The 24,806-nt window shown below is 56.2% G+C and carries 19 protein-coding genes; 9 read left to right on the forward strand and 10 right to left on the reverse strand.

What is annotated here, in order from left to right; genetic code table 11:
* Positions 1–262 precede the first annotated feature (262 nt).
* The gene (locus MUN86_RS03375) at positions 263–2,416 is read left to right on the forward strand and encodes a S9 family peptidase (protein ID WP_245121733.1); all 2,154 of its coding nucleotides are present in this window, start codon (positions 263–265) and stop codon (positions 2,414–2,416) included.
* 392 nt (positions 2,417–2,808) lie between these two features.
* Entirely contained in the window at positions 2,809–10,653 is a 7,845-nt protein-coding gene (locus MUN86_RS03380; protein WP_245121736.1) for a T9SS type A sorting domain-containing protein, read from the forward strand.
* A gap of 81 nt (positions 10,654–10,734) precedes the next feature.
* Here MUN86_RS03380 and MUN86_RS03385 read toward each other — a convergent pair whose 3' ends face one another.
* The gene (locus MUN86_RS03385; protein ID WP_245121739.1) at positions 10,735–12,063 is read right to left on the reverse strand and encodes a serine hydrolase domain-containing protein; all 1,329 of its coding nucleotides are present in this window, start codon (positions 12,061–12,063) and stop codon (positions 10,735–10,737) included.
* A 129-nt stretch (positions 12,064–12,192) separates the two neighbouring features.
* On the opposite strand from MUN86_RS03385, the gene MUN86_RS03390 reads away from it, so the two are divergent.
* Complete coding sequence (locus MUN86_RS03390) at positions 12,193–13,098, forward strand: glutamate--tRNA ligase family protein (RefSeq protein WP_245121742.1); 906 nt, start codon at positions 12,193–12,195, stop codon at positions 13,096–13,098.
* A gap of 11 nt (positions 13,099–13,109) precedes the next feature.
* On the opposite strand, the gene nfi is transcribed toward MUN86_RS03390, so the two are convergent.
* A complete protein-coding gene (gene nfi, locus MUN86_RS03395) occupies positions 13,110–13,796 on the reverse strand; it encodes a deoxyribonuclease V (RefSeq protein ID WP_245121744.1) in 687 nt (228 codons plus the stop codon).
* A gap of 228 nt (positions 13,797–14,024) precedes the next feature.
* On the opposite strand from nfi, the gene MUN86_RS03400 reads away from it, so the two are divergent.
* From MUN86_RS03400 to MUN86_RS03410, 3 genes are read left to right on the forward strand one after another with little or no spacing between them, the layout of a single operon-like run.
* Positions 14,025–14,594: a hypothetical protein gene (locus MUN86_RS03400; RefSeq protein ID WP_245121747.1), complete on the forward strand. Its 570-nt coding sequence runs from the start codon at positions 14,025–14,027 to the stop codon at positions 14,592–14,594.
* Positions 14,587–14,868, forward strand: a complete 282-nt coding sequence (locus MUN86_RS03405; RefSeq protein ID WP_245121750.1) for a DUF1990 family protein — start codon at positions 14,587–14,589, stop codon at positions 14,866–14,868. The genes MUN86_RS03400 and MUN86_RS03405 overlap by 8 nt, the downstream gene beginning before the upstream one ends.
* A gap of 14 nt (positions 14,869–14,882) precedes the next feature.
* On the forward strand, positions 14,883–15,311 hold the full coding sequence (locus tag MUN86_RS03410) for a DUF1990 family protein (protein WP_245121753.1): 429 nt from the start codon (positions 14,883–14,885) through the stop codon (positions 15,309–15,311).
* A 30-nt stretch (positions 15,312–15,341) separates the two neighbouring features.
* On the opposite strand, the gene MUN86_RS03415 is transcribed toward MUN86_RS03410, so the two are convergent.
* Positions 15,342–16,013 carry a cytochrome b/b6 domain-containing protein gene (locus MUN86_RS03415; RefSeq protein WP_245121755.1) on the reverse strand — a complete coding sequence of 224 codons (672 nt, stop codon included), beginning with the start codon at positions 16,011–16,013 and terminating at the stop codon, positions 15,342–15,344.
* Positions 16,014–16,185: 172 nt separating this feature from the next.
* Between MUN86_RS03415 and MUN86_RS03420 the strand changes: the two genes are divergently transcribed.
* The gene (locus MUN86_RS03420; RefSeq protein ID WP_245121758.1) at positions 16,186–17,226 is read left to right on the forward strand and encodes an NAD(P)-dependent alcohol dehydrogenase; all 1,041 of its coding nucleotides are present in this window, start codon (positions 16,186–16,188) and stop codon (positions 17,224–17,226) included.
* A gap of 67 nt (positions 17,227–17,293) precedes the next feature.
* On the opposite strand, the gene MUN86_RS03425 is transcribed toward MUN86_RS03420, so the two are convergent.
* From MUN86_RS03425 to MUN86_RS03445, 5 genes are all read right to left on the reverse strand, one after another.
* Positions 17,294–17,791 carry a DUF3471 domain-containing protein gene (locus tag MUN86_RS03425; RefSeq protein ID WP_245121761.1) on the reverse strand — a complete coding sequence of 166 codons (498 nt, stop codon included), beginning with the start codon at positions 17,789–17,791 and terminating at the stop codon, positions 17,294–17,296.
* Positions 17,773–18,846 carry a serine hydrolase domain-containing protein gene (locus tag MUN86_RS03430; protein ID WP_245121764.1) on the reverse strand — a complete coding sequence of 358 codons (1,074 nt, stop codon included), beginning with the start codon at positions 18,844–18,846 and terminating at the stop codon, positions 17,773–17,775. The genes MUN86_RS03425 and MUN86_RS03430 overlap by 19 nt, the downstream gene beginning before the upstream one ends.
* Before the next feature lie 129 nt (positions 18,847–18,975).
* On the reverse strand, positions 18,976–19,476 hold the full coding sequence (locus MUN86_RS03435; protein ID WP_245121767.1) for a hypothetical protein: 501 nt from the start codon (positions 19,474–19,476) through the stop codon (positions 18,976–18,978).
* A gap of 146 nt (positions 19,477–19,622) precedes the next feature.
* Complete coding sequence (locus tag MUN86_RS03440) at positions 19,623–20,864, reverse strand: pyridoxal phosphate-dependent aminotransferase (protein ID WP_245121769.1); 1,242 nt, start codon at positions 20,862–20,864, stop codon at positions 19,623–19,625.
* Between the two features lie 172 nt (positions 20,865–21,036).
* Positions 21,037–21,741: a hypothetical protein gene (locus tag MUN86_RS03445; RefSeq protein ID WP_245121772.1), complete on the reverse strand. Its 705-nt coding sequence runs from the start codon at positions 21,739–21,741 to the stop codon at positions 21,037–21,039.
* A 126-nt stretch (positions 21,742–21,867) separates the two neighbouring features.
* Here MUN86_RS03445 and MUN86_RS03450 point away from each other — a divergent pair, with 126 nt between their 5' ends.
* Together MUN86_RS03450 and MUN86_RS03455 are read left to right on the forward strand one after the other, a co-directional pair.
* Positions 21,868–22,395, forward strand: coding sequence for a DinB family protein (locus MUN86_RS03450; protein WP_245121775.1), 528 nt, complete (start codon positions 21,868–21,870; stop codon positions 22,393–22,395).
* 83 nt (positions 22,396–22,478) lie between these two features.
* Complete coding sequence (locus MUN86_RS03455; protein ID WP_245121777.1) at positions 22,479–23,342, forward strand: SDR family oxidoreductase; 864 nt, start codon at positions 22,479–22,481, stop codon at positions 23,340–23,342.
* A gap of 115 nt (positions 23,343–23,457) precedes the next feature.
* Here MUN86_RS03455 and MUN86_RS03460 read toward each other — a convergent pair whose 3' ends face one another.
* Positions 23,458–23,706, reverse strand: a complete 249-nt coding sequence (locus tag MUN86_RS03460; RefSeq protein WP_245121781.1) for a hypothetical protein — start codon at positions 23,704–23,706, stop codon at positions 23,458–23,460.
* Positions 23,707–24,408: 702 nt separating this feature from the next.
* Positions 24,409–24,726 carry a hypothetical protein gene (locus tag MUN86_RS03465; protein ID WP_245121784.1) on the reverse strand — a complete coding sequence of 106 codons (318 nt, stop codon included), beginning with the start codon at positions 24,724–24,726 and terminating at the stop codon, positions 24,409–24,411.
* Between the last annotated feature and the right edge of the window lie 80 nt (positions 24,727–24,806).

Here is a 24,806-nt window from a genome sequence, read left to right on the forward strand (position 1 = left end):
ATGTACATACATTAATTAGCTGATAAAGTTCATTTCTCGTCTATATATTGTTATAAAAATTATTGTGCCCATTAGGTGCTCTGTGCAACGAAAGCAGGAGAGTGGGGTCTTGAGTACCACAAGCAGGGCGTCTTGCTAGCTGCCATTAGGCTACCCGCCAGCGGTTAGACCAAGCAAGACGAGTACGCATTGTGTAATTTCACCCACCTTTCAACCCTTACCGATTAAAGCTTTCCACATGCTTAGAATTTGCACGCGGCGAATGGTCGCAGTGATATGTTTATTTCAATTGCTCCTGGTAGCGCAAGTACAGGCACAATTCGGGCCTGGCACGCAATGGACCAAAGACGGCTACGGGTACATGAATGCTGAAAACGGGGAAATCGTCCAGCTCGATGCCCGTGACAAAACCAAGCGTACAGTGCTCGTTGGCAAGGCTCTGCTAACGCCCCAAGGCCAGTCGGCTCCTATTGAAGTGCGGCGCTTCGCCTTCTCCGACGACGGCCAGAAAGTCCTTATCCACACCAATACTAAGAAGGTGTGGCGCTACGATACCCGCGGCGACTATTGGGTGGCCGACCTGAAAGCCAACTCGCTAAAGCAACTCGGTAAGGGCCGGCCGGCTTCGTCGCTGATGTTCGCCAAGTTTTCGCCCGACGGCACGCGCGTGGCGTACGTGAGTGAGCACAACATTTACGTAGAAGATTTAGCTTCTTCCGCCATCAAGCCCCTGACTACCGACGGCACCGTGTCCATGATCAACGGCACCTTTGATTGGGTGTACGAAGAAGAACTGGACTGCCGCGACGGTTTCCGCTGGTCGCCCAATGGCCAGAGCATTGCCTATTGGCAACTGGACGCCGGCAAAACCAAGAACTATCTGATGCTCAACACCACGGATCAGCTGTATCCCTTCACCATTCCCGTGGAGTACCCGGTGGTGGGCGAAGACCCGAGCCGCTGCCGCGTGGGCGTGGTGCCCGCCCAAGGGGGCGCTACTACCTGGATGAAAGTGCCCGGTGACGCCGTGCAGAACTACATTCCGCGCATGGAATGGGCCGCTAATTCCACCGAGCTGATTATTCAGCAACTCAACCGTCGCCAAAACGAAAGCAAATTGATGCTTTGCACCGCGAGCACCGGCGACGCGAAGACCATCTACAGCGAAGCCGACAAAGCTTGGATTGATGCCAAGGCCGAGGCCATTGGTTGGGACTGGATTGACGGCGGCAAGAGCTTTGTCTGGCTAAGCGAGAAAGACGGCTGGCGCCACATCTATTCTCTGACCCGCAGCGGCCAGCAAAAGCTGCTCACCAAAGGCGACTACGACGTCATCAGCATGCAGCTCGTCGACGAGAAGAATGGGGTTATCTATTTCACCGCTTCGCCCGAAAATGCCACCCAAACCTATCTGTATAAAGTAGCCCTGAAAGGCGGTAAGGCCGAGCGGGTAACCACCAAAGAACTGGCTGGCTCCAACAGCTACGACATCTCACCCAACGGTAAGCTGGCGCTGCACACGTTCTCGAATGCTGCTACTTTCCCGGTAGCCGATGTGGTATCGTTGCCGGAGCACAAGCGTCTGAGCGGGGGAGAAGCATCGGCGCGGGCCCAAAGCGTGAAGCTGCCCAAGGTGGAGTTCTTTCAAGTTAAAACCGCCGATGGCGTCACCTTGGATGGCTGGATGGTGAAGCCCTCCAACTTCGACCCTGCCAAGAAATACCCCATTGTATTCTACGTGTACGGCGAGCCGGCCAGCCAAACTGTGACGGACCGGTTCGGTACGGGCCTCAACCGGCTCTACCAAGGCAGCATGGCTGATGATGGCTACATTTATGCTTCGCTGGAAAATCGGGGTGCTCCGGCTCCGCGGGGCCGTGAGTTCCGCAAGGCCATTTACCACAACATCGGCAAGCTCAACATCCGCGACCAAGCTATGGGCGCCAAGGAAGTGCTGAAAAACTCGTTCGTGGATACCAGCCGCGTGGCGGTATGGGGCTGGAGCGGCGGTGGTTCCAGTACGCTTAGCCTGTTGTTTCAATATCCGCAGATATACAAAACCGGTATTTCCATTGCCGCCGTTGACAACCAACTCAACTACGACAACATCTACCAGGAGCGCTATATGGGCTTGTTGCCCGAAGACAAGCACTACTTTGTGGAAAACTCGCCCCTGAACTACGCCAAAAACCTGCGCGGCAACCTGCTGCTCGTGCACGGCACCGGCGACGACAACGTGCACTACAACAACGCCGAGCAGATGATCAACGAGCTAGTGAAGCACAACAAAACCTTCCAACTGATGGCCTATCCTAACCGCAGCCACAGCATTTCGGAAGGCGAAGGCACCAGCCGTCACTTGGCCAATACTTACACCAAGTTTCTAAAAGAAAACTGCCCGCCGGGTGCCCGCTAGAAATAGTTGCTTTTATACAGTGAGCTTAAGGCCTTCAGATACTCTCTGAAGGCCTTTTTCATTAATCTTAAGTCAATAACAACAGCGCTTGGCATGGCTGGTCAGCAGACAAGAACATGAAGTGAATTCAAAGCTTGTCGTCACTTAGCGGCCATAAGAAGTCTATCCCTTGGTTTAACTGGAACTCAGGCTCAATGGATACGCATTTATTGTTTTATATATTGTCTTAATCTGAGAATGTGTTTATGTTTTTATTTTAACTATATTTTATATTATATCAATAGGTAATTTCTATATATATAATATTTAGTTCGATATGAGAGGGTTGTGGAATGTATTCCAAAAACTAGATTTATATTTATACGCTTATAATAGCGTCCTATTTATAGAATATGAAGAAAAATCTACTTGTACTTTTCTCGCTTTTAAGTAGCGGATTAGCTAGTGGGCAGACGTTGTACACATTTAATGGCGGCGGTACCAGTGGCAACTGGACCGACGCCAGCACGTGGACAACTGACCCAACGGGCTCGACCAGTATCGGCGCCCGGCTGCCCCAGAACGGCGACAACCTCGTGGTAACGAACAGCTTCGTGCTGGTACTCAACACCACCGAAAGCAAAACCGGGCTCAGCATCACCATTCAGCGGGGCGGCACCCTGGATTTGCCAGCGGCTGCGTCCAGCTTTAGCAGCACCCTGACGCGCCTTGCCGGTCAGGGGACACTGCGGGTAGGGCGGCCCTACTTTCCGGCCGTCACCAACAATGACTTCGACGATGTGGCTACCGGTACCGTGGAGTATTACAACTGGACTAGCGCGGCGGCAACTCTGCCTCAGCCAGGCTCCAACCAATACAACAACCTGCGCTTGCTTAATACCACGAGCACTCCGTATGCAGCGCAGCTCAACGCGAACCTGACCGTAAACGGTAGCCTCACACTCACGCGCACTAGCAGCGCCGACGTAGCGCTGAATTTCGGGCAGGCCGCTAGCGCCAACCGTACCCTGACGGTGCTCGGCGACGTGCTAGTAGATGCCGGCACCAGCCTTGGCGTGACAGCCGTAGCCGGGGCGCATACACTCACCGTGGGCGGCAGCCTCACCAATAATGGCACTATTCGGCTGCACAACGGCAATGCAACCGGCGACGACACGCAGCGTTGCTTGCTCGTGTTCAATGGTACCACCGATGCCAACTTCGCTTGCAATGGTCCCACTGACCTTGGCCGTCTGCAAATCAACAAAGGTGCTGGCAGCCGTTCTTTGCTCAACATAACCTCGGCGGCTACCACGCCTATTGGTGGCCACCTGCGCCTCAACTACATTGGTGCGGGTACGCTGCTGGACCTAACCAACGGTACAGCCAAGCTAGGTGCCAACTTGGTGCTCCCCCGGTTGCGCAATGGCAACGACAACTATGATATTGGTACGCCAACCAACAGCCCCACGCTCTGGATAGCTGGCGCCACTGTGCGCAACAACAACGCCGATGGCAGTTCGAACGCCGTGGTTGTGTACGGTACCTACCGCATCAGTGCAGGCCGGTTTGAGTGCTTAGGGGCCGAAGGCGCCGTGACGCGGGAAGACGGACAGTATTTGATTGAAGGCGGCACGACAGTAGTAGAGAAGTTTCGCCCTTCCAACACGATGGCCACGCACCGCGGGGCTTTCACTATTTCGGGCGGGGTGTTTGAGTGCAGTGGTACTGGTTCGGACCCCAACTTTGCCCGCTTTGCGCACCCCTACACCACGCAGTCGTTTCGGATGACGGGCGGTACCATTCGGGTGCAGAATCCGCAGAACAGCAAGGGGCTATTTCACTTGGGAGTAAGCGTCGATAATGCCATTGTCACGGGAGGAACCATTGAGGTGCTTCTACCCAACACAAACACCGCTTGCAAAGTACTGAGCACTGCGCCCCTCTGGAATCTAAACGTGAGCAAGCCCGTAGCGGGCGGTACTAGCAAAGTTATTCTGGATGCTATTGGTGTAACGCCAGGCTACGAAACGGGTGCTACCATTACTGCCCAGCCCCTGACTGTATTCAATAACTTCACCATCAATGGTGCCAACCCGGCCAGCTTCGACGCCAATTCGCAGGACGTAAACATTCAGGGCACGTTCACGATAGGTACAGGCTGCACCTACCTGCCTACCACCAACACCACGCGTTTCAGCGGCGGCCAAAATCAACTGCTCACCAACAACGGCAGCATCGGCTCCACGCTCAACACATTCTATAATCTGACGGTCGACAAGTCCAACGGTACGTTGACGCTAGATGGCACAGCTTCCACGTACACCATTACCAACACGCTCAGTTTGTTGAATGGCGTGTTGAACGACGGCAGCAAAACCGTGCGGGTACTGGGCAACGTCGTGAATTCGGCCTCGCACACCAGTGGTGGCGGTACCGGCAATATCACCCTGGCCGGCGCGGGCGGACAAGTAGTAAGCGGCGACGGCAACGGCGTGTTCGGCAACTTGATAGTGAGCAGTACGGCCGCGGCCGGCACGGTGGCGGCCACTTTTACGGCTAGCCAAAGCGTAGCCAGCGTGCTGACCCTGGAAAGCAACCACGTACTCGATATTGGTGCCAACCGCTTGTCGTTGACCAGCATCAGCCCCAACGCTCTCGTGGCCGGTGCGGGCGGCTTCTCCAGCCAGCGCATGATTCGGACAGCCGGTAACCAGAGCGACCTAGGCTTGCGCAAAACCTACGGCGGCGCAGATTCCTTTACTTTCCCGGTAGGCGCGGGCAGCAAGTACACGCCTGCTACCATTGCTCTGAATGCCACGCTGCAACTGTATGGTAAGGTCAGCGTGAGCCCCACCAACGCCCGCAACCCGTTCGTGACCAGCAACAATTCGTTGGGTTACTACTGGAAAGTACGCAGCACCGACTTCGGACCGATACCGGCAGGTAGCATTGCCGCCAACTTCACGATGCTGAACGCCGATGCCGCCGGTACGCTCGCCAACTACGTGCCTGGCCGCTACCTGCCCGTGACCTGGACCAGCAGCAACAATGTGAATCAGGTAGTGAAAAGCGCGACGACTTCAATTATTCAGTTTCCGGGGCTGAGCCAGGTTGATGGCGAATTCACGGCGGGTGAAACGGCTGCTTTCGGTCCTATCACCGCCTACTACACCATCCGCAATGGCAATTGGGAAGATACCAACCCCGCAACTACGCCTTGGAGCACGGTAAGCCACACGGGCGCAGCCGCAAGCTCGGTGCCGGGCCCCGGCAACCCCGTGTTTATTGGTTCGGCCGCGGAAGGTTTGTTCCACACCGTAACCGTGACCGACAACAATGCTCGTTCTGGCTCCTTGGTGATTGAGCGCGGTGCAACCCTGGACGTGCAAACCCTGACCGGCCACAACTTTGGCGCTCTGCCCGATGCTACGGCCAGCGGTGCGGGTCGGCTACGCATCAGTTCGGCCACGCCCACGGCTCAGTTTCCGGGCGGCGACTTTGGCGCGTTCCTGCAACCCGGCGGTGGTACCGTAGAATACTACACCACCGGCACCCAAGATCTGACGGTGCCTACCATTTCGGCTACCAATCTGCCGCTGAGTGCCTACAAAACCCTGTGGCTGAACGCTGGCGCGGGTCGGCAGGTGAGCTTGCCCAACCTGAACTTGCGGGTGTATGCCCAACTAAAGACTGGTACGCAGGCAGCGTATCTTGGGGAGGTATTGCTAAGTGGTAGCGCCGCCGGCAATCTAACCGTCGACTCCTTGGTGGCGGTGGAGCGCGGCGCTTTGCGCTACGCCAACGGTACGGCCCGCACCATCACGGCCGGCAACAACGTAACCATCGGCGCTGGCGCCACCTTCGATACCAATGGCAGCGGTGCAGCTGTTGCCAACGCTCTGCGTGTAGGCGGTTCGCTCACCAACGACGGCACGCTGGATTTCAACCTCAATGGCAAAACCAGCAGCTTGACCTTTATCAACAGTCAAAACGCCAGCCTGACTGGTACTACGCCTGTAGCAGTAACCAATCTGGCTTCGCTGACCGTTAATAAAGGCACCAACCAAACTCCGGTTTTGACCGTGGATGTGGCCGGTACCCTGACTACACCAACCAGCAACTGGCTTACCATCACAACCGGTACGCTGCGCTACGCCAAAGCCAGCAGCACCCTCACCATTCATGATGCGGCCAGCGCCTACGTGCTCAATGATGCAGCGGGATTAACTGTTGATGCGCCCGATGCCACCGTAACCGTGGCTACCGCCAACAGCACTGCCGCTGATCTGCAACTAGCCGGTCAGCTGCGCGTACTACGCGGCACGCTAAGCGTGGGCCTGCCAGCTACTGGCGTCAGCAACGACTTAGAGTACGCCAGCGCCGGGGCGCCTACTATCCGCGTGAGCGGTACGGGCAGCTTGTATGTAAACGGGCAGGTACGCCGCTCGATGGCCAACACCAGCGGTGCGCTACGCTACGACCAAAGCGGCGGTACGGTGGAAGTAGCAGGCTTTGGGGCCAGCGCCACCAGCAACAACGAGCGGGGCCTGCTGGAAGTGCAAGGGGCAGGTAGCATCTTCCGGATGACCGGCGGCACGCTGACCCTGCGTCGTTCCAACCAAAACTCGAACGTAATTAGTGACCTGTACTTGCGGCCCGACTCTACGGTGGTAACGGCTGGTACAGTAGTGCTCGGTAACGCGGTGGCCGGTGCTGGCAACGTAACGGTGAGTGTCGATTCGTCGGTGCCGCTGTATGACTTGCGTGTAGAAGCCGGCGCTAACGCTACCAGCCAAAACATCGGCTTGCTCACGGGTGCCAACGCGCTGACGTTGCGCGGCTCGCTCACTATCGCCAACGACAATTCGTTCTTCAACGCCAATGGCTTGGGCCTGAACATCGGGCAGAGCCTGATCAACAATAACTCTTCAACCAGCACCACGCTAACTGCTGGCGGTTTCCGACCCGGCGTGGCTACTCAGACTACTACTTTCACGGGGGGTATTGCAGCGCAGCAACTCACCGCTGCCATCGGCACACCCGCCAACCTAACAGTGTTCGGTAGCCTGGTACTCAACAATGCTCAGAGCGGTGGCAACTTGCAGCTGCAAACCGGGCGTAACGTACGCGTAGCGGGCACCTTAACCCTTACGCGCGGCACCCTCGCCGACAACGGCCAGACCATTACGGCCCTCAGCAGTGTAGTAAATTCTGCCGTACACACCAGCAGCGGCACTGGTAGCTTAACGCTGGGCGGCACCACCAACCAGAGTGTGGGCGGCAACGGTACTGGCCGCTTCGGCAACGTGACGCTCAGCAACGCGGCCGGCGCCACGACCACCACCAACCAGGAAATTACTGGCGTGCTGACGCTATCCAACGGTGCCCTCACCATCGGCTCCAACCTGCTGTTGCTAAGCAATCCGGCGGCTAATGCTGTAGTGGGTTTCAACGCCAGCCGCAGCATCCAAACCAATGGCATTGTGGCCGACTTGGGCGTGCGCAAAAACTACCCGGCAGGTGCGTCCGACTTCACCTTCCCGGTGGGCTCAGCGGGCAAGTATACGCCCGTGCGAATGAACGTAACGGCGAATGCCGCGGTGGGTACGCTTACTGTACGGCCCATCAACACGGCCCATCCTTCTACCACCGATCCGCTGGCGAAAGAGCTGAATTATTACTGGAAGTTGAACAGCACCGGCTTCAGCAACCCAACCGTAACGCAGGTGTTCAACTACGTGGACGCCAGCGCCGGCAACGACGTGAACGGCACCGAAGCCAACTACGTGCTAGGCCGTTTCCTAGGCAGCGCCTGGACTCCAATCAACGGCATAGCTGGTACCGTAAACACCACCGGCAATAATCTGACTCTCGCCAACGTAAACTACTTTGAAGGCGACTACACCGGCGGCGAAAGCACGGAGTTTGGCACGGTACCGACCTTCTACAGCCGTACAGCTACGGCCGGTCTGGCGGGCGGTGCCAATTGGAACGACCCCGCTGCTTGGACTTTCAATCCTGATGGTTCCGATTCCGGGCCACTGCCAACCACATTCCCCACGCTGGCTAACCCCGTCGTGCTATTGGGTGGCCACTTAATCAACTCCAATGGCGCGGGCCGGGGCGCAGCCAACCTGACGCTGAATGGCACGCTGGATCTGGCTGCCAACGGTGCCAACAACTTCAATACTGTTTCTGGCACTGGTACCTTGCGTATCGGTTCGGCCTTGTTCCCGGCCGGTAACTACGCTGGTTTTGTGGCGGCTAACACCGGCACCGTCGACTACACGGCCGATGTGCAACTGCCCGCCCGCGACACCTACAACAACTTGCTTTTCACAGGGGGCAATGCCAAGCAACTCAGCAACCTCGACTTGACCATCAACGGCGCGCTGACTGCCACGGCGGGTACTACTATCACCAACCCCACCAGCCAAAACATCACGCTGACTTCAGCTACCAGCGGCGCAACGCTAGGCGGTACATTCAGCCTCAACAACGGGGCACTGACTACACCGGCTTTCTTAACCAACACGGGTACGCTAGCGCTAGGCGCCGGAGCGGTCAATGTGGGCACCACGCTCACCAACAGCGGCAGTTTGAGCAATGGCACGGGTGCCGTCACAGTAGGTACAGCCTTCACCAACAGCGGCACCTACAATGCTAGCGTAGGGGATGGTGGCCTGAGCGTAGGCACCACCTTCACCAACAGCGGCAACTACGTAGCGGGTACTGGCAACCTCAACGTGACGAGCAACTTCGTGAACGTAGCTGGCAGCACCTTCTCGGCGGCCACCGGGAACGTGACCGTAGGGGGGAGCTTCACGAATGCCGGTACGTATGCGGCTACCACCAACGATGTACTGCGCGTCGCCGGTAACTTCAGCAACGATGCAACTGGCTCGTTCGTGGCGGGTACAAGCACACTGCAACTGAGCGGTGATTTCACCAATGCCGGCACTTTCGGAGCGGGCACTAGCACGGTACAGTTCCTGTCGAATGCCAACCAAGTAATAAGCGGCACGACCACGTTCTACGACGCCCAAAAACTAGGTAGCGGTATTCTCTCCCTCGGCGCGAATACCAATGCCACGGTGAGCAACCTGTTTACGCTGCAGAACGGCCTGTTCTCAACGGGAACTAGCAATACGCTCTTCCTAACTAACACGACTATACAGCCGATAGTACGCACCAATACTACGTCCTACGTCAACGGCCGCTTGGCCATCAGCCTGCCCGACGCGGCAGCAGCTAGCCGCGTGTTCCCGATTGGCTTGGGTGGGCGCTACCGCCCGGTTACCATTCAGCCACAGGTGGCTTCGTCGTCGCCGGTAGTGTTAGTGGAAATTTTCAACGGCGCGCCCGGCGGAACGGTGGATAACTCGCTGTCCAACCTTTCTGTTAACCGCTACTACCGGATTCAGTTGCTTTCGGGTACCATCAACCAGCCTACGGTGCAGTTGAGCTTCAACACCGAGGGCATTGTGGACGAAGAAGTGAACGTGCCCGGCAACTTGCGGGTGGCTCGCTCTATGGGCAACAATGGCCCTTGGACCAATGCCGGCGGTGCGGGCGTATACTCGCCTGCTTCACCTCGTGGCTACACCATTTCGGCACCGGTCGTTATCAATTCCGATTCCTACTTCGCACTGGCTTCCACTAACGCCGTGGACAACCCGCTTTCCGGCTTGGCTCCGCTACCAGTTGAGTTGCTACACTTCACAGCCACGCCCCAAGGCAAAGCGGTACGTGTGGCGTGGGCCACGGCTTCCGAAAGAAAAAGCGCTTACTTCGTGGTGCAGCGCGCTGGCCAAAACCGCGAGTTTGTGGAAGTTGGCCGGGTAACCGCCCAAGGAACCTCCAGCGCCCGCCACGACTATACGCTGCTGGATGCTTCGCCGCTGGTGGGCCTGAACTACTACCGCTTGCGTCAAGTTGACCTCGATGGTAAGGCTGCCTACTCACCCGTAGTAGCAGTGCGCTTCAATGGGGAAATAGCCGAGCCAACGCTGCAAGCGTATCCAAACCCCGCTTCCGGCCAGGGCTTTCGTCTGCTGACTACCAACCTCAGCACCGATGGCGGTACCATACAGATCCACGACAGCAAAGGCCGCTTGGTGCTGACGCAAGTAGTAACTGCCGGCTCCGCAGAGGCTACTATCCAACCACACCAGCCATTGGCCGCAGGTTTGTACTTGGTAAAATGGCTAGCTGCTGATGGCAGTAAGCTAACGACCAAGCTAGTGGTAGAATAAGCTGCTACGAGCGAAAAAAGCCCCTGACTGCTGATGTGGTCAGGGGCTTTTGCTTTCGAGGGTGCAGGCTAGCTCGACTGGCTAGTGCTTCACTAAACGACGCGTAGCCAGTACTTTGCCTTCCGGAGCTAGCCATTGCATCAAATACAAACCGTTGGGCAGCTCCGCTACCGATACTCTGGTTTCGGAAGTAGCGAGTTGCTGCTTTACTACGCGCCCGGTGGCGTCGAGCAAGCGTAGGCTAACCGCGGTAGGCACCGTGGCAACTGTCACGCTGTTCGTGGCCGGGTTGGGATAAAGCTGCACCGCAGATTCTGCTGCGGCTTTGCTGGCTGCCAGCGGCCGACACTGCACGGCCGCCATCAGGTAGCGCCACAACTCGGTGTCGAATGACGATAAGGCTAAGCGTACATCGCCGGCTTCTTTGCCTTGACGCACTACCACCAGTCCTAAGCTAGGCACCACGTAAATTTTCTGGTCGTTCTTGCCTAAGGCCGCAATCATGTCGGCGGGAGCAGTGGGAATGAGAGGGCCAGGAAAGGTGGTTTGTTGGGGGCCAGGTAGCTTGTAGGAAGTTTGGCCGTTCAGCCACCATAGGTACCCATAGCTGCGGTTGAAGGACTGCGAAGGCGTGGTCATCTGGCGGAAATAGGCGGTGTCGCGCAGAATGGCAGTGCCGTTCCAGGTGCCACATGCCAACGCCAGCAGCCCAAAACGGGCCATGTCGCGGGCCCGGCTGTAGTAAGTGCCCTGTACCCACAGCCCGTTCATGCCGATGCGGGAAGCCAGCCGCTGGTTGGTGTATTGGTTGAAGGTCAGGCCGCTGGCAGCAGCCACTACATTCTGCAACAGCAAATAAGGGGCATTGTGGTAGGCCCAGCGTGTACCCGCATCGGCGCGGTAAAGCAGGCAGCCCGGCGTTTGACTGTCGGCGGTGCAGGGCGCGGGCGGGGTATCGTCGAGGCCGGTGGTCATGGTGAGTTGGTGACGCACCGTAATCAGCTTTTCTTTGGCCGTTGGTACTGAGGTCCAGCCGCGGCCAAGTGTGCGGGAGGTGCTATCAGAGAGGCGAAGCAGGCCATCTTGCTGCGCAATGCCCACTAGCATAGCCGTGAGCGACTTGCCCGCCGAGGCCCAATACCACACAGAATCCTGCGTGTAGGTGCCGTAGTAGCGTTCCACCACGATTCGGCCATCCTTGAGCACCATAAACGACTTGGTTTGCTTGCGCCCCAGGAAGGCTAGCAGCGAGTCGAGCTGCGGCTGACACCAGCCGAGACTCTGTGGGGTGGTGGTGGCCCAGCTGCCTGCTGCGGTAGTCGGCGGAAAGTACAGCGCAGGCTGTTGGGCCTGAGTAGGCAGTGAAGGAAAGCCAAGGAAAAGTGCTAATAGGAGTAGAGCGTATTTCATGCGGTAGCAAAATAGAATAAGATACCGCTTCGACAATATTCGACTCTCAAAGTTTAAGTCGTATTATGACAGAGACGCTATTATTCTGCGTGCTGATTCGGGACGTAGTACCTTGCGCTTATTACGCGTATGCAGCTTCCATCACTTCCCGTCGTTTCGCGCTTGGCGCCTACGCCCAGCGGCTTTTTGCATCTCGGCAACGCTGTCAACTTCACGCTGACCTGGCTGCTTACTCGCCGCGCGGGTGGTACCCTGCACCTGCGCATCGATGACCTAGACCGTGCCCGGTTTCGGCCGGTTTACCTCGCCAACATCTTCCAGACCCTAGATTGGCTTGGCCTCGACTACGACCATGGCCCCAGCGGCCCCGATGACTTCGAACAGCACTACTCTCAACGCCACTTTCTGGCCACCTACGAAACCCTACTGCAAGCCGGCTACTTCGCTCATCCCGATTTACTCTACGCCTGTAACTGCTCCCGCACCGACTTGGCTCGTGCCGCCTTATCATCAAGCAGTAATTATCCGGGTACCTGCCGCGCCAAAGCCCTAGCCCCAGGTGCGCCCGAAACTGCTTGGCGCGCCCACGTTCCAGTTAATTCAACGGTACTAGTACCCGATCTGTGGCAAGGTCAACTAGCAGTGCCGCTGGCCGAGAGCCTCGGCGACTTTGTAGTGCGCAAGAAAGATGGCACGGCCGCCTACCAACTCGCCTCGATAGTGGACGACATACGGTTAGGCGTCACGCTGATTGTGCGTGGGCTGGACCTGTTGCCTAGTACCGCCGCGCAGTTGTGGCTAGCCGGTCAGTTGCCCGGCGTAGAATCCTTTCAGAACACGCAGTTCCTTCACCACGGGTTACTGCTGGACACTGCGGGACAGAAGCTCTCTAAATCCACGCAGGCGGGGCAGCAACGCGGAATCGTTGCCGAGGCGAGTCATCCGCGAGTAGTGTATGCTGCCGTGGCGCAATTGCTTGGGTTGCCAGCAGCAGCTAGTGAATCTTTAGACGCGTTGCGAGCGGCTTTGCAATAGTACGTTGTGTGCTACTTCAGTTCTTTCTTGAATTCTTCGGCCCAATGGTCGGCTAGGCGGGTAGGTTCGGGCAGCTTGTAGCCGCGCAGGCACGCCAGCGTGAGGCGAGTAGCCGTGGCTTGGTCGCAGCGGTGGCCAGGGCTGACGAATAGGGGCTGCACTTTATCTTTCGAGCGAATGACTTCGCCGAGCAGTTCTCCGTTCCGATCGGTTAGCGCTGAAATGCTGCCCTTAGTTAGAGCCGGCTCCTGGAACGTGCCCGTCAGCTTCTGTTTGGCCACCCCGAAAGTGGGCATATCGAGTAGTACGCCCAAGTGGGCGGCAATACCCATGCGGCGCGGGTGCGCAATGCCATGACCGTCCACCATAATCACATCGGGCTTTTGCTGGAGCTTTTCGTAGGTTCGGAGCACATTGGGTGCTTCCCGGAAGGAGAGCAAGCCCGGGATGTAAGGCACTTCCACCGGGCCCACGCTCCACACCTTTTCCACTAATTCCAGCGAAGGAAAACGCAACAGCACGAACACCGACAAGATGGTTTCGGGCGTGGGAAACGATGAATCGCAGCCGGCGATGAACTGCGGCTCGCGGGCCAGTGCCTCCTGCCGGACGCGGGTGCGCATCTCGTCTTGCAGGCGTGTTAGGTCGCGCACTATGATAGGATCGGCGGGTGGGCCAGGCGGGCGGTAGTAAGCCATGAGCAGCAGACAGGTGATGAGTGGGTGGTAGTGTGTACTGCCAAGCTAGGCTTGAGGTTGGGCGCAGGGGGTTACGAACCCGAAGCTATAGTCCAAAGCCCGAGTGGTTGCTGCACTACAGAAATGCAGTTAGAACGTCGTGCTTTCCCAATGAAGCTTGTTGCTTTTTTGCTACTATCGGGGCTAACACGTATAAGTGCTCAGTAATCCAAAACTGATCTGTGAGTTATGTCTAAATCCGAACAACCTGCGCACACCGGCAGTGGTGCACATTTCGAGCGGCGCTATTGGGTTGATGTGCAGCAGCCGCGCCAGTCGGCTGCCGAACTCATGCAGCATATCCAGTGCAACCTGCCCGACTTTTCGCCTGATTTGTTGGCTGACTTCAAGAAATCGAAGGGAGCGTCGCACTGCCTGGAAGTAAACGATGAGTACCGCATCAAGATCCTAGGCCCCTGGAATGGCGATGTGCGCGTGACGGAGCTAGACTTCGATTATTTCGAGCTGGTGACGTTGGAAAACCACCCCGAAGCAGGGCGCATTCGGTTTTCGTTGGGTCCGCACGCTTCGCTGCCGCACACCCTGCGGTTTGAAATTCACTCGTGGGCCCGTTCGCGTGATGGACTAGTAGCCTTCACCTACGACACGTTGGGTTTGGGCAAAAAGGTGCAGCAGCAAACGTGGGAAACGTTTTGCCAGCGCGTGGCCTCCTACAGCGGCGGCCTCCAACTAGGCCCCGTACACGTAGAAACAGTGAAGCAAAGCGAATCGGAAACCGAGGTTATCCACGATGCCTAAAGCACAGCCCCTAGACGAGCGCCAGAAAGCCCGACTCAAAGCCTACGAAAAAGCGGGCTACAACTTCGACCTCAACCGCACCCACGAGTACACCCGCGAAACCGGCTGGAACGTGGACGACTACGAAACCGAGCTGCCGCCCGAAGCACCTGGCCCGCCTGCTGCGCAAGGTTCGTGGGCGGCGGCCCGGGAAGTGCTGCGCAACTACACCTTCCCGCCGCCTAACCTTATCACCGGCATCTTTGTGCCCGACCAGCCCTGGAGCAGCGCGTGATGGTGCTGCGCGGAATGTTTTTGGGGTTTTCGTTTTGGTTTGGCGTGCGGGTGGGCGGCGTCACCGATGAGCGCCGGCCGCTGCCCGAAGGCGGCGAGGAACAGGTGTGGGGTTACAACTACCGCACGCTCGAAGGGCATTTTGAACGCGGCGAAATCATCTTCACCGTTCACAAAAGCTTGACTACCGGCCGCGTCGTTTTCCGCATTCACGCACTTTCCCAAACCGGCCGTATCCGCAACCCTTTCTACTGGCTCGGTTTCAAGCTCTTTGGCCGGATGCTGCAAAAGCGCTTTTCCCGGCAGTCGATGCAGCGGCTGAAAGCGCAAGTGGAAGAAATGCTGCAACAAGGCTGGAGCACACCGAGCGAAAGCAACACCACGCCCGTCGAGTCTACGTCTTCTCACGAGCAAGCGCAGCAACAATTAGACAAGGCCACGTAGTAGCACATTCGCTATACTGCCCGAGTGGCCTTACTCTCCGGCCGGGCCTCCGCCGTGTATCATGTCTGACACAATGCCGCGGTTTTTGGTGAGTTCGGCGTACACCACCCCCACAATATGGAAGGCCGTGAAAGCCAACACAAGGTACATGGTGAAATTGTGGACTTCCTTGACGGTGTGCTCCAGGCGGTGCAGAAACTCCACGTCATCGGCATAAATCAGGACAAGGCCTGTCACGACCATCACCACGAGCATCAGGTAGAAGAGCACGTACGAGTACTTCACCAACAGCGAATGGCGGTTGTCCTGCAAATCGATGCCGCCTTGGCGGAAAAGAAATCGAGCCTGCCGTAGTTTCGCGCCGAAGCGTTGGGCACCGTTCTGCGTGAATTCCAATGCTATCCGCAGCACCAGCAACACCGAAAGAGCCACACCCAACCCAATGTGCCAGTCCCAAATGCGATGACTCACAATGCGGGTAAGACCGCGCACCTGCTGCTTGCTGAACGTGACGCCCTCCGCAGCCAGCACCTTCTGAAATTCGGGCCCTACGGTTTTCATTTTCACAATCACATACAAAAACAAAATCGTAATCAGCAAGCCAGTCACGACCAAGGTATTCGTCCAGTGCCAGAGGCGTAAACCGAGCGAATTACGTTTCAGCCCGGTAACGGGCGGGGTGGCAGCAGTTTGCGGAGTCATGAGCGAGTTGATAGGGAGGTCGTTAGAAAAAGAAATATACAACGACAAGTAATACACGTATAGAAAGCAAAAGTGGAGGCTGCCACCCTTATTCCGCGCTTGGCAAAACCTTCCCCCACAAAAAGGGTTAAACGCACTCGTTCCGCCTATTTTTCCAAAACCAACTTCACCGATGATAGAAGCAAAAGGTTATGCTGCTGCGGCAGTTCATGAACCACTCACGCCCTTCCAGTTCGAGCGCCGCGACGTAGGTCCGCACGATGTGCGCATCGAAATCCTGTTCTGCGGCGTTTGCCACTCCGATGTGCACCAAGTGCGCGACGAGTGGGGTGGCTCCATCTTCCCTATGGTACCCGGCCACGAAATTGTGGGCCGCGTAACGGAAGTAGGCGCCCACGTCAAGAACTTCAAAGCCGGCGACCTAGCCGGTGTTGGCTGTATGGTTGATTCCTGCCAGCACTGCCCCGAGTGCAACGACGGCCTCGAGCAGTACTGCGACAACGGCTTCATCGGCACCTACAATGCCCGCGAAAAAGACGGTTCACCTACCTACGGCGGCTATTCCAACAACATCGTCGTGACCGAGAAATTCGTGTTGCGCGTGTCTGAGAAACTAGATCTAGCCCGCGTTGCTCCACTGCTGTGCGCTGGCATCACCACTTGGTCGCCGCTGCGTCAGTGGAACGCCAAAGAAGGCGACCGGGTAGCCGTAATGGGTCTCGGCGGCTTGGGCCATATGGCCGTGAAGTTTGCCGCCGCTATGGGCTGCGAAGTAACTGTGCTTAGCACGTCCGCTAACAAAGAGGCTGATGCCAAAGCCCTCGGTGCTCACAAATTCGTGGTGACCAAAGATCAAGAGGCCATGAAGTCGGTAGTCAACTACTTCGACCTCATTATTAACACCGTATCGGCCGCCATGGACCTAACGCCCTATGTGGGTAGCCTGCGCCGCGACGGTACCATGGTGCTGCTTGGTGTACCACCAGAAGCGCCGCAGCTGCACGCCTTCAACCTGATTGCCAAGCGCCGCCGCATTGCCGGCTCGCTAATAGGTGGCATCAAGGAAACGCAGGAAATGCTGGACTTCTGCGCCGAGCACAACGTTATGTCCGACGTGGAAGTTATCCGCATGGATTACATCAACGAAGCTTACGAGCGGATGATAAAGTCCGACGTGAAATACCGCTTCGTGATTGACTTGGCAACGCTGTAAAGCCGAGCTAAATCCAAACAAAAAAGGCCGTCCTGCTCAGCAGGATGGCCTTTTTTGTTTGAAGTTTTTACAGTTTGCCGAACACGTACGGGTCGTATTCCACGTAGTCGTTCACGCGTAATTCTACGTTCGTCACTTTGCCTCCTTCTACCTCAAACTTGGCCGGCATCACGCCAAAAACTAGGTCGGAATAAGTGGTGCGAAACTCTTGGTCGTCCATGTAGTCGAGGGTGGCGGTGAGGCCGGGATGGGTCGGAAATTGGACTAGTAGCTGCTTGCCCTTCTGGCTGATAGTTATCTGTCCGAATAGTTTGTTCTCGAACTTGCCGGTGTAAGCGCTAAGCGGCAATGTTGGTTTGTTCTTTTTGCTGACCCGCTCAGCCAACGCCTTGGTGGGGTCTACTTGCGTGGCTTCGTACTGGCGCTTGCGCCTCAAGGCTTGGGTGCTTCGGTCAAGGTAGGGCACGCCGAGGTAGCTGTCGAGCAACTGGTAGCGCAGCATTTCGAAAAAGCTTTGGTTGTCGTTGTTGGTGAGGATGGCAATGCCTAGCCCGGCTTCCGGCACAAAGCACACATTGCTAACCTGCCCGAGGCCCCACCGGTGTGCCAGAATATCTGCTGGCCGTTGTAGTCGGCGGCTTCCAGCCCCAAGCCGTACGTGATGAAGTGCATTGGATAGATCGGGGATTTGCGGCTGCTGATAATGGTGTTGGCCTCGCGGGTTTTGCGTAGCGCTGCCCACGGCACTACCTGCTTGCCTTCGTAGCGGCCACTGTCGAGCTGAAAGCGCAGCCACTTCGCTAGGTCCGTTACGTTGGATACCATGTTGGCCGCGGGCGCCATGTTGTCCCAATTATCAAACGGCACTTTTGCCAGTGGCCCGAAGGTGTTGGAGTAAGCAAGAGCAATGTTGGGCCGTTGGGCAAAGCCAGCCGAGGCGGCGAACGTAGACGTCATGCCAAGCGGCTGCAACAAATTTTGCTGCACGTAGGCTTCCCAAGTTGTGCCACCGGTAGCGGCCGGTACCACCTCACCCGCCGCTACAAAACCAGAGTTGCTGTAGCCGTAGTCGCGCCGAAACTGGCCGCCGGGTTTCATCAGGCGCATGCGCCGCACAATTTCCGGCCGCTCGATATTGGATTTGAAAAACGAAAAGTCGCCCTGAAACGTCTTGAACCCAAAATGGTGGCTCATAAGGTCGCGCACCGTTACCATTTGCGAAGCTACCGAGTCGTAGAGCCGGAACTCGGGCAGGTATTTAGTAACTTTTTCGTCGAGGTTGAGCTTCTTTTCCCCGTCAAGCTTGGCGAGTGCCGTGCCCGTGAAGAGCTTGGTATTGGAGGCAATCATGAACAGCGTATTGGCGTCCACGGGTTCGGGCTTGCCTACTTCGCGCACGCCGTAGCCTTTCTGGACCACTACTTTGCCGTCTTTCACTACTACCAAGGCCAGCCCTGGAACCTGCCACTGGCGCATGCCGCGCCGGATGTAACTATCGAGGCTGTCGGTTACGAAACGGTTGGAAGCAGGCACGGTAGTCTGAGCGAGAGCAGTAGAAGCGCCGCTCAGCAGCAACGAAGTTGCCACAGTTAGGTGACGAAGAAAGTAGGGGAGGGGCATGAAACAAGACTAGTAAGGAAAGTTCTTCGAGAACCCTAAACTACGCCTGTCCTTCCAACAATCCGAGGTAAGAGGAATCTAGTACCAATCGTATCCAGATTCTTCTCGCCTCGAAGTAACAAGCTTTGCCTAGTTACTCTCCACCGGATACCGGAAGGTGCCCTCCATGGTTAGGCGCTTACCACCGCGACCTGACTCGCAGACGGTGCATCGGAAAGAGCCCGCCAGCCAGTGCCGCTCGGCATTGATAGCCGTGATGGTAACCGAACCCGGATTGTCAGGGCACGATTTCGAGTAAGCAGCGGTGCTGCCGAAGCGGTAAGAAGCATCCCGGTTGCGGCCACTCAAAATCTCCTGAAAGCTGTACGTGCCTGTTTTCAGCGGAAACCGGTCAATCAAAATGGTGAGGCCTTCGCCATCAGGGTCGTCGGCCCGCACGACGTTGAGGGTGAGCGTACGGTCTTGGCTAAGGAAAAAGCGCGAACTGATGGTATCCGCTTTGATGGCCTGCCCGTTTATGCGCAGCGTTAGAGCTCGTACCAACGGCCGGGCGGGTGCGGTTTGGGTCAGGGCGGGCGTGGCACTTAGCAGCAAGGTGCCCACTAAACAGGAAAGAGCAAAGTATCTCATCGGCGTTGCTTCAGACAAGAATCAGCCCAAAAGATACTGCAAAGCTCCTGAGTACCTAGCACGTGAATCAGACTGCTATAAAAGCATTGTTGCCGACTTAGCTGCAAAACAACCAAGCCGGCAACAATGTGCTAGTCATCTGCTACCTACGCGGGCGAACTGGCTTCGCTCGTGTACGAAACGGATGCTTCCAACTGCACCCGCCCGGGATACTGTTGCAAAGCTAGCTCCAAGCAATCCATGGCCCGGTTTATCGTGTCCTGATTCACGACGTAAGCCAAACGAATCTGCTGGTGGCCCAAGGTTGGGGTGGCATAGAAGCCCGCAGCCGGCGACACCATCAGCGTTTCGCCTCGGTATTCGAATATTTCTAGCAGCCACTGCGCGAACCGGTCGGTATCATCGACGGGCAGGTGACACAGCACGTAGAACGCACCACCGGGAATGGGGCATACCACCCCGGGCATTGCGCGCAGTCGGGCAACCAGTAGGTCGCGGCGGGCTTGGTACTCAGCTTTGGTTAAGTCGAAGTAAGAATCGGGTAGGTCGGTGGCGGCTTCGCCAAGCAATTGCGCGAGGCCCGGCGGGCTCACTCGCATTTGGGCAAAGCGGAGAGCCGCTTCTTGCAGGTCTTTGTTTTTGGTTACGAAGGCCCCAATACGAGCACCGCAGGCACTGTAGCGCTTGGAAATAGTGTCCAGCAGCACCACATGCTCGTCGGCGTTGGGCAAGTGCAAGGCGCTGATGTAGGGAGCATCGTAGCAAAATTCCCGGTAGGCTTCGTCGGAGAGCAGGAACAGGTGATGCTTACGGCACAGCTCCAGCACGCCCATCAGTTCCTCGCGGCTGTACACATAGCCGGTTGGGTTGTTGGGGTTACAGATCATGATGGCGCGCGTGCGCGGCGTAATCACCTGCTCGAAATCAGCAAGCGGAGGCAGCGCAAAACCATCTTCGATGTGCGACGTGACGGGTATCAGCGTGATGCCTGCTGCCACGGCAAAAGCCGTGTAGTTGCCATAGAACGGCTCCGGTACTATTAGCTCGTCGCCGGGGTTGAGGCAGCACATCAACGCAAACAGAATAGCCTCGCTACCACCAGTTGTTATCAGTATATCCTCAGCCGTAACGTTGATATTCGCCCGCTGATAATAGTCCGCCAGCTTTAAGCGGTAGCTCAGATGGCCCGCGCTCGGCGAGTACTCCAGCACTCGAATATCTACCTGCTGCACCGCCGCCATTATCGCCGGAGGCGTTTCAATATCGGGCTGGCCGATGTTGAGGTGGTGCACCGTCAGACCGCGTCGCTTGGCAGCGTCGGCGAAGGGTGTCATTTTACGAAACGGAGAAGCCGGAATGTTCTGGCCGCGCTGTGATACTTGCAACATAAGTCCAAAGATAAGGTCTACCTCACTAGACCTTTGCCTTTTATGCAAGGAAAGTAGTGTAAGTATAGCACAAAGCCTTTGTTTCGGGTATCGTTGAACGTCGTTTAAGCTGCAGCGTAGCTCTGTTGTTTCGACGGTACACCAGACAAAGGATTCGCGCTATATCAATCATCTACACTGACGGCTCCCGCGCCGGGTCGCGCACAATCAGCGTGAGCGTGGTTTGCACGTAGTCGTTCATTTTCACCACCGGCGTTTTGCCTAGGCTGTCGAAGTCGCCGTTGATATCGGTGAAACTGATAACCTGCGTGAAAAGTGGTTTGTCTTCCACGTCACTTAGCAAACTACCTACTACGCCGCCAAGTTGCAGCAACAGTTCGGCGGCGCGCACGGGGGCATCAGCAATTACACGTGCGACTTCCGTTACCACGTTTCGGTAGTCGTCTGAGTTGCGGGCTTGCTCCATTACGGCGGCGGTATCACGCAACCCTTGCTTGCTTTTCAACACCGACAGCAACACGTGTATTTGCGAGGGCACGGGGCCTTCGGGCGTCGTTTGCTTCCAGTAGTAAGCAGTTTTATCGACCGGCAAGTCCTCATCATCGTCGATGCGGGCAAAGCCGGAAAGCGTAATCGTTTGGGGTTCCGGATTCAAATTGTCGAAGACGACAAGCAGCAAGTACACGTCGGCAAAACCCGGAAAAGGCCACACCTTGGCCGTGCGGTTGTTCTTAACCAACACCCGCGACAGGCGCACTTCTAGTCCGGTTACAGTTTGCGAATCAGGAATGCCAGGATCTTGCACCTTGGCAGTCTGCGGTATCGCCGGCAACGATACGGTTGAAATAACAGCGTCCGTTATTAAATCAAGAGCCATAGCAGAACAGCTACAAATGAAAGATTAGAAATCAATTTCACTGAATTTTAAATAATCGGTCCCGAAAGCCAACATGCTTGACGACCCTTTTCACCAACAAGCCCACTTTGTCCTGGTTACGCATTCATGACAACCTCTCCTACACCACAACCGGAATTCTGGTTACGCGGTCCGCTACCCGAGGTGCCGCCTTTGCTGCAACCTATTGCCCACGCACTGCTGCAGGCCCGCCAAGAAGTGGAAACTGCCCTCCACGACTTCCCCGATTCGCTCCTGACCGTTCGGCCTGCGGGCGTGGCCTCCGTCGGCTTTCATCTGCACCATCTAGCCGGCGTCCTCGACCGGATGCAATCCTATGCCCGTCACCAGTCACTATCCGAAGCCCAATTAGCTTATCTCGCCGCCGAAAACAACGTACCCACCACGCCCGGTAGTACGACCGCCCTGGTGCAGCACTTCGGAGAAACTATAGACCACATGCTGGCCTATCTGCCCACTGTGCCCGAGGCCGCCCTACCCGAGTTCCGGCCCGTAGGCCGCGCAAAGCTGCCGAGCACCGTTATCGGCCTGTTGGTACATGCGGCCGAACACACCACCCGCCATGTGGGCCAACTGCTCGTGACGGCGCGTGTGGTGCGGGCCGGGCTACTATAAGCTGAGACCGAGCAACTCGACTATAACCCCATTTCTTGCAAGACGTTGGTACAGGGCACGCACTTTATACCAACCTCAACACTATGGAAACGAAACCAACCACGTTGCCACCCCAAGCGCAAGACCAGCAACCCGGCATTGAGCAAGAAATGACCCCGCGGCCCGAGTATATCCGCCCTGGCTACAAAGGCAGCGACAAACTACAAGGTAAAGTTGCGCTTATCACCGGTGGCGACTCCGGCATCGGGCGCTCAATAGCAGTACACTTTGCCCGTGAAGGAGCCGATGTGGCTTTTGTATACCTCCCCACAGAAGAACAAGATGCCTACGAAACTCGGCAGCTAGTAGAACAAGAAGGCCGTCGGTGCCTTACGTTACCCGGTGACCTGCGCGATCCGCAATTCTGTCAGTCTATCGTCGATCAGGTGGTACAGGAGTTAGGTGGGTTAAATATCTTAATCAACAATGCTGCCGAGCAGTTTGTGAGCACCGACCTAACGGAACTATCTGACCAGCAGTTTGAAGATACCTTCCAAGTAAATTTCTTTTCGTTTGTACGCGTAACCCGCGCAGCATTAACTCACCTCAAGGAAGGCGATTCCATTATTAATACATCGTCGATCAACGCTTACCGCGGCAATCAGCAACTCGTGGATTACACGTCCACTAAAGGGGCCATTACAGCCTTCACCCGCTCAATGGCGCAGCAACTCGCTGAAAAGAAAATCCGCGTCAACAGCGTAGCTCCTGGCCCCATCTGGACCCCGCTCATTCCGGCCAGCTTCCCACCCGACAAAGTGGCTTCTTTCGGTAAGGATACTACCATGAAGCGCCCCGGCCAGCCTTCCGAAGTAGGCCCTTGCTACGTGTTCTTGGCGTCCGATGATGCCACGTACATCACCGGCCAAGCCTTGCACCCCAACGGCGGCGAAATCCTGAATACATAACCTGCGTTTCGTAGTATGCTGTGAAAACACAAGCGCCCTTCAGATCTGAAGGGCGCTTGTGTTTTATGGAAAGCTCGGAAACTAGAACTAGGCAGGAGAATTTCAGATACTCTTATTACTGACCAGTAGTGGAGGCACCAGCGGTTGTGGTGCCTTCCGAGGTAGTAGGAGCAGTGGTAGCACCTGCACTTTCGGGGTTGGTGTTGCCATCCGGAATCGAAGCTTTATTCCGGGTTGAATCGATACCGGCTTCTGAGCCAGTGGCCTCTGCGCTGCTAGCACCAGCACCTTCTTGAGTGCCACCGCCACACGAAGCAAAAGTAAACGAGGCCGCAGCCAGCACGAGGAACAATACTTTTTTCATATTTGGGCTTGTGTGGTGAACAGAAGGTTGACGGATGTAGCGAGCCGCGGAACGGTATCTTCACTTCTTTATACGAGTCGCTGCTCCAGGGTAACCCTTACTTTCCGCTACGCGCCTCAGTGAGTGGCAAGCGCTTGTAGCGAAGAAAAAACAGCGCTTGGTATTAGTTGCGTTGGCGTAGAAAGTGGTTGAACGCAAAAAGACCGATCCAAGCAAAAGCTTCTGAAAAGCTCTTTGTTTAGATCGGTCTTCTGATGGTGCTGTAGAAGAAGGATTCGAACCTCCACGGTGTAGTTAGCCGGCCGCCGGACCAGTTTTTCCCGAATCACCACCCCGAGAGAGGAGGGCATGTCTGCCAGTTTCATCATTCTACAAAATGAATCCCGCGCCGTATGCGTTGGAATGGCACAAATGTAGGGCATAAATTTTACTTGTCAACCCCGGAAAATAGAAAAGTAGAAAAATACCAGTGCAAAGAGGAACTAAAACCAAGTAATTATGCCAGCATCAGATTACGCGAGAGAGCTAAAGTCTAGCGTACTCACTTGCAGTTTTCCGACTAGTAGATAGCCAAGCATTTAGCAAGTAGCCCTCGTTTCCGCTCGGCTAAACAGTTACTTTTTACGCTTCTGAAACAGCCGAAAAAGCAAAGTAGCACGGGCGGTATCTGCAGGCGCTAGCTGTTGAACAGTGTGCATCCGGTTAGGGGTAATTGCCGTGACTGTATTGCCATTTTTGATAAAGCACAGTGTGCGTACCATCTGCATTGACCATCACTGCCAGATTGCCTTTTGTATTATGAATGACAGAGTGAGTGCCATCTGAGTTGACCATAACACTAACGTCGCTCTTTGTATTGGCAATAGTGGAGTGAGTACCATCCGAATTAACAAGGACAGCCGTGTCGCCGTTCTGGTGCACCACTGAATGTGTTCCGTCCGGATTGACTATCACTGTGGTCTGAGCCATTGTGTTAAGCGAGAAAAGCTGCCATGTTGCTAATAGTAAAATCGGTTTCATAGAGCAAGTAGTTAAGGCGAGAAGTACTTCGCAACAATAATGTTAGACCGGCGGGGGCACTCAACAAAAACCCCGCGCCA

It is taken from the genome of Hymenobacter volaticus, assembly GCF_022921055.1.
GTDB classification, from domain to species: domain Bacteria; phylum Bacteroidota; class Bacteroidia; order Cytophagales; family Hymenobacteraceae; genus Hymenobacter; species Hymenobacter volaticus.

Coding starts and splice junctions, on each gene's coding strand:
- MUN86_RS03375 (WP_245121733.1), top strand. CDS start 263: ATGGTCGCAGTGATATGTTTATTTCAATTGCTCCTGGTAGCGCAAGTA.
- MUN86_RS03380 (WP_245121736.1), top strand. CDS start 2,809: ATGAAGAAAAATCTACTTGTACTTTTCTCGCTTTTAAGTAGCGGATTA.
- MUN86_RS03385 (WP_245121739.1), bottom strand. CDS start 12,063: ATGAAATACGCTCTACTCCTATTAGCACTTTTCCTTGGCTTTCCTTCA.
- MUN86_RS03390 (WP_245121742.1), top strand. CDS start 12,193: ATGCAGCTTCCATCACTTCCCGTCGTTTCGCGCTTGGCGCCTACGCCC.
- nfi (WP_245121744.1), bottom strand. CDS start 13,796: ATGGCTTACTACCGCCCGCCTGGCCCACCCGCCGATCCTATCATAGTG.
- MUN86_RS03400 (WP_245121747.1), top strand. CDS start 14,025: ATGTCTAAATCCGAACAACCTGCGCACACCGGCAGTGGTGCACATTTC.
- MUN86_RS03405 (WP_245121750.1), top strand. CDS start 14,587: ATGCCTAAAGCACAGCCCCTAGACGAGCGCCAGAAAGCCCGACTCAAA.
- MUN86_RS03410 (WP_245121753.1), top strand. CDS start 14,883: ATGTTTTTGGGGTTTTCGTTTTGGTTTGGCGTGCGGGTGGGCGGCGTC.
- MUN86_RS03415 (WP_245121755.1), bottom strand. CDS start 16,013: ATGACTCCGCAAACTGCTGCCACCCCGCCCGTTACCGGGCTGAAACGT.
- MUN86_RS03420 (WP_245121758.1), top strand. CDS start 16,186: ATGATAGAAGCAAAAGGTTATGCTGCTGCGGCAGTTCATGAACCACTC.
- MUN86_RS03430 (WP_245121764.1), bottom strand. CDS start 18,846: ATGCCCCTCCCCTACTTTCTTCGTCACCTAACTGTGGCAACTTCGTTG.
- MUN86_RS03435 (WP_245121767.1), bottom strand. CDS start 19,476: ATGAGATACTTTGCTCTTTCCTGTTTAGTGGGCACCTTGCTGCTAAGT.
- MUN86_RS03440 (WP_245121769.1), bottom strand. CDS start 20,864: ATGTTGCAAGTATCACAGCGCGGCCAGAACATTCCGGCTTCTCCGTTT.
- MUN86_RS03445 (WP_245121772.1), bottom strand. CDS start 21,741: ATGGCTCTTGATTTAATAACGGACGCTGTTATTTCAACCGTATCGTTG.
- MUN86_RS03450 (WP_245121775.1), top strand. CDS start 21,868: ATGACAACCTCTCCTACACCACAACCGGAATTCTGGTTACGCGGTCCG.
- MUN86_RS03455 (WP_245121777.1), top strand. CDS start 22,479: ATGGAAACGAAACCAACCACGTTGCCACCCCAAGCGCAAGACCAGCAA.
- MUN86_RS03460 (WP_245121781.1), bottom strand. CDS start 23,706: ATGAAAAAAGTATTGTTCCTCGTGCTGGCTGCGGCCTCGTTTACTTTT.
- MUN86_RS03465 (WP_245121784.1), bottom strand. CDS start 24,726: ATGAAACCGATTTTACTATTAGCAACATGGCAGCTTTTCTCGCTTAAC.